The 12,364-nt window shown below is 63.6% G+C and carries 10 protein-coding genes; 8 read left to right on the top strand and 2 right to left on the bottom strand.

What is annotated here, in order from left to right:
* Position 1 precedes the first annotated feature (1 nt).
* Together treS and glgB are read left to right on the top strand one after the other, a co-directional pair.
* Positions 2 to 3,316 carry a maltose alpha-D-glucosyltransferase gene (treS, locus tag E4K09_RS21230; RefSeq protein ID WP_134499693.1) on the top strand — a complete coding sequence of 1,105 codons (3,315 nt, stop codon included), beginning with the start codon at positions 2 to 4 and terminating at the stop codon, positions 3,314 to 3,316.
* Positions 3,313 to 5,529: a 1,4-alpha-glucan branching protein GlgB gene (glgB, locus tag E4K09_RS21225; protein ID WP_134499692.1), complete on the top strand. Its 2,217-nt coding sequence runs from the start codon at positions 3,313 to 3,315 to the stop codon at positions 5,527 to 5,529. Before treS ends, glgB begins: the two co-directional genes overlap by 4 nt.
* 75 nt (positions 5,530 to 5,604) lie before the next feature.
* Here glgB and E4K09_RS21220 read toward each other — a convergent pair whose 3' ends face one another.
* Positions 5,605 to 5,832, bottom strand: a complete 228-nt coding sequence (locus E4K09_RS21220) for a hypothetical protein (protein WP_134499691.1) — start codon at positions 5,830 to 5,832, stop codon at positions 5,605 to 5,607.
* Positions 5,833 to 6,120: 288 nt separating this feature from the next.
* Here E4K09_RS21220 and E4K09_RS21215 point away from each other — a divergent pair, with 288 nt between their 5' ends.
* Positions 6,121 to 6,945 (top strand): chromate resistance protein ChrB domain-containing protein, encoded by an 825-nt coding sequence (locus tag E4K09_RS21215; protein WP_134499690.1) that lies wholly within the window; start codon positions 6,121 to 6,123, stop codon positions 6,943 to 6,945.
* Between the two features lies 1 nt (position 6,946).
* A complete protein-coding gene (gene chrA, locus E4K09_RS21210) occupies positions 6,947 to 8,362 on the top strand; it encodes a chromate efflux transporter (RefSeq protein WP_134499689.1) in 1,416 nt (471 codons plus the stop codon).
* A gap of 48 nt (positions 8,363 to 8,410) precedes the next feature.
* On the opposite strand, the gene E4K09_RS21205 is transcribed toward chrA, so the two are convergent.
* Positions 8,411 to 8,647 (bottom strand): hypothetical protein, encoded by a 237-nt coding sequence (locus tag E4K09_RS21205; RefSeq protein ID WP_134499688.1) that lies wholly within the window; start codon positions 8,645 to 8,647, stop codon positions 8,411 to 8,413.
* Positions 8,648 to 8,958: 311 nt separating this feature from the next.
* On the opposite strand from E4K09_RS21205, the gene E4K09_RS21200 reads away from it, so the two are divergent.
* The 4 genes from E4K09_RS21200 to E4K09_RS21185 all read left to right on the top strand — a co-directional run bounded on the left by E4K09_RS21200 (position 8,959) and on the right by E4K09_RS21185 (position 11,949).
* Positions 8,959 to 9,357 (top strand): CBU_0592 family membrane protein, encoded by a 399-nt coding sequence (locus E4K09_RS21200; RefSeq protein WP_244610622.1) that lies wholly within the window; start codon positions 8,959 to 8,961, stop codon positions 9,355 to 9,357.
* A 118-nt stretch (positions 9,358 to 9,475) separates the two neighbouring features.
* Positions 9,476 to 9,787: an EthD family reductase gene (locus tag E4K09_RS21195; RefSeq protein WP_134499687.1), complete on the top strand. Its 312-nt coding sequence runs from the start codon at positions 9,476 to 9,478 to the stop codon at positions 9,785 to 9,787.
* A 243-nt stretch (positions 9,788 to 10,030) separates the two neighbouring features.
* Positions 10,031 to 11,197, top strand: a complete 1,167-nt coding sequence (locus E4K09_RS21190; protein WP_134499686.1) for an OpgC family protein — start codon at positions 10,031 to 10,033, stop codon at positions 11,195 to 11,197.
* Positions 11,107 to 11,949 (top strand): SGNH/GDSL hydrolase family protein, encoded by an 843-nt coding sequence (locus E4K09_RS21185; RefSeq protein WP_134499685.1) that lies wholly within the window; start codon positions 11,107 to 11,109, stop codon positions 11,947 to 11,949. The genes E4K09_RS21190 and E4K09_RS21185 overlap by 91 nt, the downstream gene beginning before the upstream one ends.
* Positions 11,950 to 12,364 lie beyond the last annotated feature (415 nt).

Below are 12,364 nucleotides of genomic sequence, written 5' to 3'. Positions count from 1 at the left end.
AATGCTCAAGAAGAACGACACGGCTCTCAAGAGCGAAGCGTCTCTCGGGAACGATCCGCTCTGGTACAAGGACGCCATCATCTACCAACTGCACGTCAAATCGTTCTTCGATGCCAACAACGACGGCATCGGCGATTTCGCGGGCCTGCTCGCCAAGTTGGATTACATCGCCTCGCTCGGCGTCAACACGGTCTGGCTGCTGCCGTTCTATCCGTCCCCGCGCCTCGACGACGGGTATGACATCGCCGAGTACAGGGATGTGAGCCCCGACTATGGAACCTTGAAGGAGTTCAAGACCTTCGTCCGCGAGGCGCATGCCCGCGGCCTGCGCGTCATCACGGAACTGGTGATCAACCACACGTCCGACCAGCATCCCTGGTTTCAGCGTGCGCGCCACGCTAAGCCCGGTTCGCGGGAGCGCGATTTCTACGTCTGGTCGGACACGGACCAGAAATATCCCGAGACCCGGATCATCTTTCTCGACACGGAGAAATCGAACTGGACCTGGGATGCCGCGGCGGGAGCGTATTTCTGGCACCGCTTCTACTCGCACCAGCCGGATCTCAACTTCGACAATCCGCGCGTCCTCAAGGAAGTCCTGAGCGTCATGCGGTTCTGGCTCGACATGGGCATCGACGGCCTTCGCCTCGACGCGATTCCCTATCTCGTGGAGCGGGAAGGCACGAATAACGAAAACCTCCCCGAAACCCACCAGGTCCTGAAGAAGATCCGCGCTGCCCTCGACGAGACCTATCCGGACCGGATGCTGCTGGCGGAGGCCAACCAATGGCCCGAGGACACCCAGGAATATTTCGGTGACGGCGACGAATGCCACATGGCGTTCCATTTTCCCCTGATGCCGCGCATGTACATGGCCATTGCGAAGGAAGACCGCTTCCCCATCACGGACATCCTCCGCCAGACGCCTGAGATCCCCGAGAACTGCCAATGGGCCATCTTTCTCCGGAACCACGACGAGCTCACTCTGGAGATGGTGACGGATGAGGAACGCGATTACCTCTGGAATACCTACGCTGCCGACAAGCGAGCGCGCATCAACCTCGGCATCCGTCGCAGGTTGGCGCCGCTCATGCAGCGCGACCGCCGACGGATCGAGCTGATGAATGCGCTTCTCCTGTCGATGCCTGGAACCCCCGTCGTCTATTACGGGGACGAAATCGGCATGGGCGACAACATTTATCTCGGTGACCGCGACGGTGTCCGCACACCCATGCAATGGTCGCCTGACCGGAATGGTGGATTCTCCCGGGCCGACCCGGCGAGCCTGGTGCTGCCGGCGATCATGGATCCGGTCTACGGATACGAGTCCGTCAACGTGGAGGCGCAGAGCCGCGATCAGCATTCCCTCCTGAACTGGATGCGCCGCATGCTGATGCTCCGCCGCAACCACCACGCCTTCGGACGCGGCACGTTTCGACTTCTGTACCCGACGAACCGCAAGGTGCTGGCCTATCTGCGCGAGCATGAGGGCGAGACGATCCTGTGCGTCGCGAACCTGTCGCGGACGCCCCAGGCGGTGGAGCTCGATCTGTCCGCCTTCGCCGGCCGGGTTCCGGTCGAGATGACCGGCCCGTCGCCGTTCCCGCCAATCGGCCAGCTGACCTACCTGCTGACCCTGCCGCCCTATGGCTTCTACTGGTTCCAGCTGACGACGGAGGTCGAGAGCCCGCAATGGAGAACGGCCCCTCCCGAGCAGCTGACCGAATTCGAGACCCTGGTTCTAAGAGGCGCCCTCCACGGAGGCCTGGACAATCGACACATGGAGATGATCGCCCGGGACATCCTGCCGACCTACCTTCCGATCAGGCGCTGGTTCGCCTCCAAGAACGAGACGCTGCACGAGGCACGGATTCCGTGGGCGGTGGACATGCCGTTCACGGATGACGTCCTGATGTCGGAAATCGAGGTATCGGTCGGCCAGCGCACCGAGCGCTACTTCATGCCTCTCGGCATTGCATGGGAAAGCGCCAACCCGTCGCCCCTGCCGCAGCAGCTCGCGCTGGCGCGGGTTCGCCGGGGCCCTCGAGTCGGATTCCTGACGGATGGTTTTGCCGTCGATCGATGGGCGCATGCCGTCCTCCAGGCCCTCTGCGAGAGATCCGCGGTGCAGACCCCGGACGGAGAGATCCGGTTCGAGGGCACTCCCCAGCTCGATTGCCTGCAGGTCACCTCGGACGCTCCCATCCGCTGGCTGTCAGCCGAGCAGTCGAACAGCTCGCTGATCATCGGCGACCTTGCCATGATCAAGCTGGTCCGGCGCGTTTTCGCCGGCGTGCACCCGGAAGCGGAGGTGACGCAATATCTGACCAAGGTGGGGTACCAGAACTCCGCGCCTCTCCTGGGACAGATCCTGCGGGTCTCGGGCGACGGGACACCCCATACGCTGGGAATCGTCCAGGGAGCGATCCGCAACCAGGGCGACGCCTGGAACTGGATGCTCGAGAACCTGAAGCGGACCCTCGACGAGTATGAGCTCATCGAGAACGACGCCGTTCCGGAGGAGGGAATCTTCACGACGCTGGAGAACTTCGCCGAGGTCGTGGGACGCCGGCTGGGCGAGCTGCACGTGGCATTGGCCGCGCCCACGGACGATCCCGCTTTCGCGCCGGTCCAGGCCGGAGCCGACGAGATCGAATCCTGGAAGGCGAGGGCCCGCGATCAGCTCGTGTCCGCTCTCGACATTCTGGACAGGCTTCACGGAGAGCTGGACGCCGAACCCGCGGCACAGGCCGGGCGTATCCTGGAGCAGCGTGACAGGCTGACCGCAGCTGTCGACCGGCTCGCGGAAACCGGTCGCGGGACGCTGCTGACGCGCATTCACGGGGACTTCCACTTTGGGCAGGTCCTCGTCGCACAGGGCGATGCCTACATCATCGATTTCGAAGGAGAACCCGTGCGTGAGCTGGACGAGAGGCGCGCGAAGACGAGCCCGCTCCGCGACGTTGCCGGATTGCTCCGCTCGCTCGACTACGTGGCCGTCACAGCCTCGATGCCCGACGAGGACATTTCCACCTCGCAGTTCCGCGACATCCGGAAATCCCTGCTCGGGACCTTCCATGCCGGAGCCGAGAAGGCCTTTCTGGAGGCGTATTGGGAGACCACGTCCCAGGCTCCCGATCTGGGGCTCTCCTCCGGCAGGCACGGGGCGCTCCTCGACCTGTTCCTTCTGGAGAAAGCCGCCTATGAAGTCCAATACGAGGCCTCCAATCGCCCGAAATGGCTGACGATACCCCTTCGCGGCCTTTCCGAGCTCGTGCATCGCCTCGTGGAAGAAGGCACAGGAGGCCATGAATGACGCCGAGACATGACGTTCTCCTCGCCGGCACCGACCCAGCCGGCATCCAGGCTTTGATCGAGGGACGCCATGGAGATCCGTTCTCGATTCTCGGTCAGCATTCTGGCGACCAGGGGAGTATCGTCCGCGTGTTCATGCCGGGCGCCACGGCTGTCGAGATCGTCGAAATCGGCAGCGGTCGCGAGATCGCCCGGCTCCGTCTCGTGCATGCGGACGGGCTGTTCGCCGGCCGGCTCGAGCACCAGGCGTCCTACAAGCTCCGGATCCACTGGCCCGACGCCGTTCAGGAAACCGAGGACCCGTACAGCTTCGGTCCTCTCCTCGGCGACCTCGATCTGCATCTGATCGGGCAGGGCACTCACTACGAGTTGAGCCATGTGCTGGGTGCGCAGCCGATGACCATCGACGGCGTCCCTGGCGTACGCTTCGCCGTCTGGGCGCCGAATGCCCGGCGGGTTTCCGTCGTCGGAGACTTCAACAGTTGGGATGGGCGGCGCCATCCGATGCGGCTGCGCCGCGAGGTCGGCATATGGGAACTCTTCGTCCCACGCCTCGGCCCCGGCGAGCGGTACAAATACGAGCTGATCGGGCCTCACGGTCAGCTGCTTCCGCAGAAAGCAGACCCGGTTGCGCGATCGGGCGAAGCGGCGCCGGGCACCGCGTCCGTCGTCGCGCGGTCGGAGCCCTTCGCGTGGACGGATTCCGAGTGGATGAGTAACAGAGCCGCCCGCCAGACGGACGCTTCAGCCATTTCGGTCTACGAGGTCCATGCCGGCTCCTGGATGCGGTTGCGGGAGGAGGAGAACCGCTCTCTCGATTGGACCGAACTGGCCGATCGTCTGATCCCCTACGTGGTGGGAATGGGGTTCACCCACATCGAGCTTCTACCGATCATGGAATATCCGTTCGGCGGTTCATGGGGCTATCAGCCGCTCGGCCTGTTCGCTCCGACCGGACGATACGGAACGCCGGATGATTTCGCCGAGTTCGTGAACCGGTGCCACGAGGCTGGGGTTGGAGTGATCCTCGACTGGGTCCCGGCTCACTTCCCAACCGACGTCTGGGGCCTCGCGCAATTCGACGGAACGGCGCTTTACGAGCATCAGGACCCGCGGGAGGGATTCCATCAGGATTGGAACACGCTCATCTACAATCTCGGTCGAAACGAGGTGAAGGGTTTTCTGATCGCCAGCGCGCTCCACTGGCTGGAGCGCTTCCACATCGATGCGCTCCGGGTCGATGCCGTCGCATCGATGCTCTACCGGGACTATAGCCGAAAACAGGGCGAGTGGATTCCCAACAAGTTCGGCGGACGGGAAAACCTCGAAGCGATCGAGTTCTTCAAGCACCTCAACAGCATCATCGCCCAGCGGGGTCGCGGCGCCATCACGATCGCGGAGGAATCCACGGCCTGGCCGGGTGTGACGCAGCCCGTCGAGGAGGGGGGGCTCGGCTTCACCTTCAAGTGGAACATGGGCTGGATGCACGACACGCTCCACTATATGGAGCAGGATCCGATTTATCGCAGCTACAATCACGGCGCGTTCACGTTCGGGATGATTTACGCGTATTCGGAACGCTTCATCCTTCCCCTGTCCCATGACGAGGTCGTGCATGGAAAGGGATCCCTCATCCGAAAGATGCCGGGCGACGAGTGGCAGCGTTTTGCGAATCTCCGCGCCTATTTCGGGTACATGTGGGCCCACCCGGGAAAGAAGCTCCTCTTCATGGGGGGCGAAATCGCCCAGAACCGGGAATGGAACCATGACGCTTCGATCGATTGGGATCTGCTGGATCACCCGCTCCATGCGGGAGTTCAGCGGCTCGTGCGCGATCTGAACCGCGTCTACGCCTCCGAGCCTGCACTCCATAGCACCGACAGCGACCCCAGAGGCTTCGCATGGGCGGTCGCGGACGACTCGGCGAATTCCGTCTTTGCGATGCTGAGAACGGCAGGTGACGGAGGTTCCGTCATCCTCGCGGTCAGCAACATGACGCCTGTTCCGAGAACGGGCTACCGCATCGGCGTGCCGAAGGCAGGCCTCTGGCACGAGATCGTCAATACCGATGCTGAGATCTACGGCGGGAGCAACATGGGAAATGGAGGCGGCTTGCCCACGGAGGACGCTCCCTCGCACGGCCAGCCCTTCTCCCTGACGCTCAGGCTTCCGCCCTTGAGCACGCTCCTGTTCCGGTGGGGTGGGCGATCGTAAGGCGTCTGTTTCCCACCGCCTCGCGTCACCCCTGCAACGGGTCTGTGATCCGCGGCGAGCCTGCTTGGCGACCTTTCAGAAAACATCGTCCTTCTGAAAGCAGGGCACCGCATCTTCATGTTCATGGAACGAGAAGCTGCACTGGTATTCGAGAGCGAAATCCGTAATCCGTCTGAGGGCCTCCTGGGAATCGTAGGACAATGTCGCCTCGTCGAAGATGCGGGCCAGGACCTCTTTGGGGACCGTGATCGTCGCTCCAGGATCCAGATGGTCGAGCTTGTCGGCAAGTTCATCCCTGGTCATATCCGCCTCGCTTGGGGCCTGTGTCGCCATATCAACGTTTGAAATGGTCTCCTGCCGACCTGAATCAAATATGTCTGTCTTTCATCAGTTCCGCCTCAATCGATCAGGCAAAGCGGTCCCTGTCCTTGCTGTCGGGCGGACCGAGAGGCGGATCTCCGCAACCGATCAGAAGTTCGTTGACACAGCCCGGCGTCTGGCGCCTAATTGGCGCATGGGGGCTGCGATCCCCTCACGAGGCGACATGCCCAAGCATCGCGTCCAGCTCACCTTCAGCAAGGACGCTTCGTCATGCCGTCGATCAACACGATCTCCACCGACAAGCTCGCCCGCCTGATCGGCACGCCCAAGTGCCCGCTTCTTATCGACGTCCAGACGGACGAGGACTTCGCCGCCGATCCGCGCCTGATTCCGGGCGCCGTTCGCCGCCCCTGGGCCAAGGTCCACGAATGGGCCCCGGAGGTTCGGGGACGCTCCGCCATCGTCATCTGCCAGAAGGGCCTCAAGATCAGCCAAGGCGTGGCCGCCTGGCTCCGCCACGAGGGCATCCCCGCGGACTCCCTCGAAGGCGGCGCTTTGGCCTGGTCACAGGCGGGCCTGCCGATGGTGCCGGAGGCTGTCCTGCCGCCCCGAGACGGGAACGGGCGCACGGTCTGGGTCACGCGGGCCCGCCCCAAGGTCGACCGGATCGCCTGTCCCTGGCTGATCCGCCGTTTCGTCGATCCCCGGGCGGTGTTCCTGTTCGTCACGCCGTCCGAGGTCCCCGCCGTCGCGCAGCGCTTCGGCGCCGCTCCGTTCGACATCGAGGGCGAGGGCGTCTTCTGGAGCCATCGTGGCGAGAAATGCACCTTCGACACCATGGTGGAGGAGTTCGGCCTCGGGACGGAACCGCTTTTGCACTTGGCCAGGATCGTCCGCGGAGCCGACACTGCCCGCCCCGATCTCGCACCCGAGGCGCCGGGCCTGCTGGCGGCCTCCCTTGGCCTTTCGCGCATGTACGCCGACGATCTCGAGCAGCTCGAGGCCGGGATGATAGTGTACGATTCCTTCTACCGCTGGTGCCGGGACGCGACCGATGAGACCCACAACTGGCCGGTCCTGAAGCAGGGGGCGTGAGATGGAGCAAAAGACGACACTTCGGGACGCGCCCACGCGGCAGCCGAAGGCTTCACACGGCGTGAGCCTCGGCGAAGCCTTCCGGGTCTGGATCCACGTCGCGATGCTGAGCTTCGGCGGTCCTGCGGGCCAGATCGCCGTCATGCACCGGATCATCGTCGAGGAGAAGCGGTGGATCGGCGAGAACCGCTTCCTGCACGCGCTGAACTACTGCATGCTTCTGCCCGGACCCGAGGCTCAGCAGCTCGCCATCTATATCGGATGGCTCATGCACCGCACGCTCGGCGGTCTCATCGCCGGAGTGCTGTTCGTCCTGCCGGGCGTCGTCTCGATCATGGTGCTCAGCATCGTCTACGTCCTGTTCGGCAAGGTCGGCATCGTCTCGGCTCTGTTTTTCGGCCTCAAGGCGGCCGTGCTCGCGGTCGTGCTTCAGGCGGTGGTGCGGATCGGCGGCAAGGCCCTCAAGAACCGGATCATGGTCGCTCCCGCGGCCGTGGCTTTCCTGGCGATCTTCTTCTTCGGCGTGCCTTTCCCGATCATCATTCTTGCTGCCGGCGCGATCGGCTTCATCGGCGCGCGCGCGGGCCTGCCGGCCTTCCGGGTCGGAGGCGGGCACGGCGCGGCCAAGGACGGCAAGCAGGTGGCGGACGCCGAGGCTCTTCTGGGGGAGACATTGCCCGAGCATGCCCGTCCCTCCGCGACGCGGGCTCTCCGGGTCGCAGGGATCTGCCTCGCGCTGTGGCTGGTGCCCGCTGCGCTCCTGCTGGTGACGCTCGGGCCCGACGACGTGTTCAGCCGCATCGCCACCTTCTTCTCGACCATGGCCGTCGTGACCTTCGGCGGCGCCTACGCGGTGCTGGCCTACGTCGCCCAACAGGCGGTCGAGAACTATCACTGGCTCCAGCCCGGCGAGATGCTGGACGGCCTCGGTATGGCCGAGACCACCCCGGGACCTCTCATCATGGTCCTGCAGTTCGTGGGTTTCATCGGGGCGTTCCGGGATCCCGGAACGCTGTCGCCCCTCACGGCGGGCGTGCTCGGAGGGTTGCTCGCCACCTGGGTGACCTTCGTGCCGTGCTTCCTCTTCATCTTCCTGGGAGCGCCGTTCATCGAGGCATTGCGCGGCAACGAGGCCCTTCACGGTGCCCTGTCGACCATCACGGCGGCGGTGGTCGGCGTTATTCTGAACCTCGCCGTCTGGTTCGCCATCCACACCGTATTTCGCGAGACATGGCCCGTGCGCGGCTTGGGCCTGTCCTTCGATGCCCCCGTTCTCGCAAGCGTCGATCCCTGGGCGCTGCTGCTGTCGGCGGCGGCCGTCATCGCCATGTTCCGGTTCAGGGCAGGCATGCTTCCGACGCTCGCCGCCTGCTCGGCCGCAGGCGTCGTTCTGTACCTCGCGGGTGCGGTTTCCTGAACGCTCGAGAAACGGATCGGGGAGGGCTTTCCTGCAGCCAGAGGAAGGCTATCGCTCCGGAGCCTTCCGGGCAGCCTCCTCCATCCCTTGCGGGTTTTTCCTGACTCCCTCCTCAAGCACCTTCGCGGCGGTTTCCTGCTCCTGCTCCAGAGGGGCGGAGACCGGCGCGGTGTCTCCACGGGCCTCAAGACCCTGGTCCTTCGGTTTTTGGCTTCCCGCCTTCGCGGCGGATTCCAGAGAGCGCAAAGCTTCCGGTTGCTGACCATCCTGCTTGCGGTCGGACATTGGGCGAACTCCTCCAAAGAGCGGCTTCAGCGCCGCCTCCCAAGGCAATTCCCGTTCTGCTGGGCTGTTCCCTCCGGAGCGCCTTCCGGGTGGCAGGCCCGGGCGTATCGATCGGCCGCTCGGGTCGCGGACCTTGCGGCAAAGCTGCCCGTTGGACATCACCATTCATGGCCTTGTGTGATGGTGCTGGGAGCGCTCCTGGGCAGGCTGCAAGCCCGGTACTCCTGAAAGTGCAAACCCGGCGATCGAGGGCTCGGCGAGCACCCTGTCAGGTGTTCCGTTGCGTACCATTACACACGATGTCGGACCCCATGAGCAGCACTTCCGATCAAGCAGCCTTGGCCTTCTTTCAAGGGCCGGGCGAGGTCCGGGCCCTGTCCCGTGGAGCCCTCTTCATGAACGATGCGCGACATGCCATAAGTCTGCATCACGCCAAGGGAGTGGCAATGAGCGTCGCTGATTTCGTGGGATTGGTCGGAGTTGCGGCCTATGTTTCGGCCTATGGTCTGCTGCAACTCGGCAGGCTGAAAGTCGAGGACGGCTACTATGCACTGCTCAACGGCATTGGTGCGCTCGCGATCCTTTACTCCCTGATTTTCGACTTCAACTTGCCGTCGTTCATCACACAGACTGCATGGCTGATCTTTACGGTTGTCGGCTACGCGCGCCTGCGATTCAAAGGGGCGCGGTCGCAGGCAGCGAAAATCTGACAATCCTACCGATAACCGCCGTGATCCCTCGTTTGAGGCAGCATCGCCCACTTGCCCATCGGGCATTCGGAGCAGAGCCTCGTCAGGAGCCGGAGCATACCGGCCCGAGGAGGAAGCCATGGTTCTTATAGCCGCCCTATATCCGAACGACCCCGGATCGTCGTTCGATCACGATTACTACCTGCAGACGCACATACCGCTCGTGAAGGAGCGGTGGGGCCCCATGGGCCTCGAAGACGTGCGCCTGTTGCGGGGCATTCATGCGCCGGATGGCAGTCCAGCAACCTATCAGGTGATAGCGCTGCTCACCTTCCGTTCGATGCAGGACTTCCAGCAAGCGGCGGAAGCCCATGCTCAGGAGGTCCTCGGGGATATCCCGAATTTCACGAGCGTGCAGCCGGTTCTGCAGGTCAGCGAGAACCTGACCTGAGTCTCGCGGAAGCCGCTTCAGGGCGAAGAAGTGGGCTTGCCCTTCGAAGCCCGCCTCGTGCCGGGACATGGGAGGTGCCGCCGCTCGACCCTGAGCGCGGTGCTCTGCCACGCTTGCCTCGCCGGACGGTGTCTGGGATACCGAACCCGGGGGTGAAGGCTCCTGGTCGATTCGAGGTTCGACCTTAGGTCTGGCCGATAAGTTCGGCGATTTCGGTGATCATCAAAGTCAGAGGGTTCGGGAATGCACGCTTCCAGCGGTCGCAACACCGTCATCGATTTCTGGCGCGGATTTATCCTCGTCATGATCTTCATCAACCACATCCCGGGCAACCTCCTGGAGCACCTGACGCCACGCAACTACGGTTTTTCCGATTCCACTGAGGCCTTCGTCTTCATCTCGGGGTTGTCCGTTGCGCTTGTCTATTATCCCAGGATCCCGCGAGGCGATGCCATCGGCGTGATCGGGCGCTGTTTCCGGCGCTCGCTCGAGCTCTATCGCATGCACCTGATCCTGACGGGCGCGGCCATTGCCCTGTTTTCGGTGGGGTATGTGCTGAGCGATGATCTCTCGATGGTCGAGGCCCATGGCCGCGGCACGGTCTTCGACAACACGGCCCAGGGGATCACGGGCATTCTCCTGCTCGGGCACCAGCTCGGCTACTTCAATATCCTCCCGCTCTATATCGCCCTCATGGTGTGGGCGCCGGTTGCCATGATCCTGATGCGGATTCATGTCGCCCTGGCGGTTCTCGTGTCCGTCGGCATCTATCTCCTCGCTCGAGTCGATATCCTGGCCTTCCCGAGCTGGCCCGAGCCGGGACGGTGGTTCTTCAATCCGTTCGCTTGGCAGCTGCTGTTCACCATTGGGATCGCGACGGGCGCCTTCCTGGCCCGTTCGGGCGTGCCGTATCTCCGCATTACGCTGGCGAGCGCTGTTCTTATCCTGGCGGCATCCCTGGTGATCATGACGGAGGCCTTCGGTCAGGCACCGGGCCTGCTCTGGCAGGCCTTTCAGGATTTGGACATCGTCAAGAGCGATCTCGGACTTGGACGCGTGCTCCATTTCCTCGCGCTGGCTTATGTCGTAACACAGCTTCGTCTCGGTTACCTCCTTCAGGGAAGCTGGTTCGGAGCCGAGATGATGCGCCTGGGCCGCAATGGCCTTCCGATCTTTGCCGTCGGCTCCATCTTGAGCGCCCTGGGCGAGGTCATCATGACTTTGGCAGCCGTGAAATCGTCCGCTAGCCCGCATCTAGTCGGCATGGTATTCACGATCTTCGGCATCCTGGGGCTTCTGGCACTGGCGCGGTATCTCGAATGGAACAAGAAGAGCTCGGCCGTATCGCGGCCGGAGCGAAGGGGACAAGCGGGGCATTTCGCGGTGTCGTCGGAGCCTTTGCCGCGATAGGGTTCGCTCTGGTCGCAATGGGCGGTTCTGCCCTGGCTATGGATGAAGCGTGCTCCGCAAAACGGCCAGTTCTCTCCGTTTCAGGCAAGCTCGAGAGCCTTCCGCGGCGGCTCAAGCGGCAGGAGCTTATTCGAGTCCTGGCGATCGGCTCCTCCTCAACGGAAGGGATCGGGGCTTCGGCTCCCGCCTTGTCGTATCCGGCCCAACTCCAGCCCGATCTGGCCGCAATCTGGGGAGCGCAAGTGGTGGTCGAGAATGCCGGCCGGGGCGGCGAGACGATTGCCGAGACGTTGAGCCGCCTCGAGGCCGTGCTGAAGGTCAGCAAACCGGATCTGGTCATCTGGCAGGTCGGCACGAACGATATCCTCAAAGGTGGTGACGAGGGGCGCTTCGTGGCTCTGCTGGAGCAGGGGATCGATTCCGTCCAGGCCGCGCATGTCGATCTCCTGCTTCTCGATCAGCAATATTATCCCGGCATCCCGGATCTTGGCCGATACGAGCGCTTCGTCGGGCTCGTCAGCGCGACGGCGGCCCGCGAGCAGGTGCCCGTGTTCTCGCGTTACCGGCTCATGAAGGAGTGGGCTGAGCGCTCTGCGGATACATTGAACGCCATGCTCTCGGGCGACCGCTTTCACTTGGGTGATCGCGGCTACGACTGCATCGCGCAGCTCCTGGCCTCCGCCCTCCATGCGGCCGTCACGTCGCAAGACATGGCCCTGGGCGCCGTAAGCAGAACGGCCGCGTCGCGCTGAGATCCCAAAGTCATTCGCCCACCTTCACCAGAAGGCGCGCTGATGCCCGTGCTTCCGGCACGTGCGGCAGCATCCATGTCTATCTGCCGCACGGTTCTCACGGACAAAGGTCCATCACTTCCTGGCGCAAATCGCCCTGGCGCGGATGCCGTTATCGCTCTCATTGACAGAGAAGCAATAGACGCTGGTCTCATCCATGGCGAATTGGTCGCCCCGGTTGCAGGTTCCGCCAATCGGATACTCGTCGTCATCGCACCGTGCAGCGCATCGCCCGCCTTGGGTGCATTGCTGAACGAGTACCCGAAGGATGGTTCCGGCTGTTCCAGGCTTGCCCTCGGGCCCCATCGGACCAGGAGCTCCAGGCGGGCCAGCCGCTCCGGTCGGGCCTGCGGGCCCTGGAGGTCCGGGTGGGCCG

The sequence above is a fragment of the Microvirga pakistanensis genome (assembly GCF_004458765.1).
GTDB lineage: Bacteria > Pseudomonadota > Alphaproteobacteria > Rhizobiales > Beijerinckiaceae > Microvirga > Microvirga pakistanensis.
The sequence above is the reverse complement of the archived record's forward strand: the minus strand, read 5'-3'. Positions and strand labels throughout refer to the sequence as shown.

Coding starts and splice junctions, on each gene's coding strand:
- treS (WP_134499693.1), top strand. CDS start 2: ATGCTCAAGAAGAACGACACGGCTCTCAAGAGCGAAGCGTCTCTCGGG.
- glgB (WP_134499692.1), top strand. CDS start 3,313: ATGACGCCGAGACATGACGTTCTCCTCGCCGGCACCGACCCAGCCGGC.
- E4K09_RS21220 (WP_134499691.1), bottom strand. CDS start 5,832: ATGACCAGGGATGAACTTGCCGACAAGCTCGACCATCTGGATCCTGGA.
- E4K09_RS21215 (WP_134499690.1), top strand. CDS start 6,121: ATGCCGTCGATCAACACGATCTCCACCGACAAGCTCGCCCGCCTGATC.
- chrA (WP_134499689.1), top strand. CDS start 6,947: ATGGAGCAAAAGACGACACTTCGGGACGCGCCCACGCGGCAGCCGAAG.
- E4K09_RS21205 (WP_134499688.1), bottom strand. CDS start 8,647: ATGTCCGACCGCAAGCAGGATGGTCAGCAACCGGAAGCTTTGCGCTCT.
- E4K09_RS21200 (WP_244610622.1), top strand. CDS start 8,959: ATGAGCAGCACTTCCGATCAAGCAGCCTTGGCCTTCTTTCAAGGGCCG.
- E4K09_RS21195 (WP_134499687.1), top strand. CDS start 9,476: ATGGTTCTTATAGCCGCCCTATATCCGAACGACCCCGGATCGTCGTTC.
- E4K09_RS21190 (WP_134499686.1), top strand. CDS start 10,031: ATGCACGCTTCCAGCGGTCGCAACACCGTCATCGATTTCTGGCGCGGA.
- E4K09_RS21185 (WP_134499685.1), top strand. CDS start 11,107: ATGGAACAAGAAGAGCTCGGCCGTATCGCGGCCGGAGCGAAGGGGACA.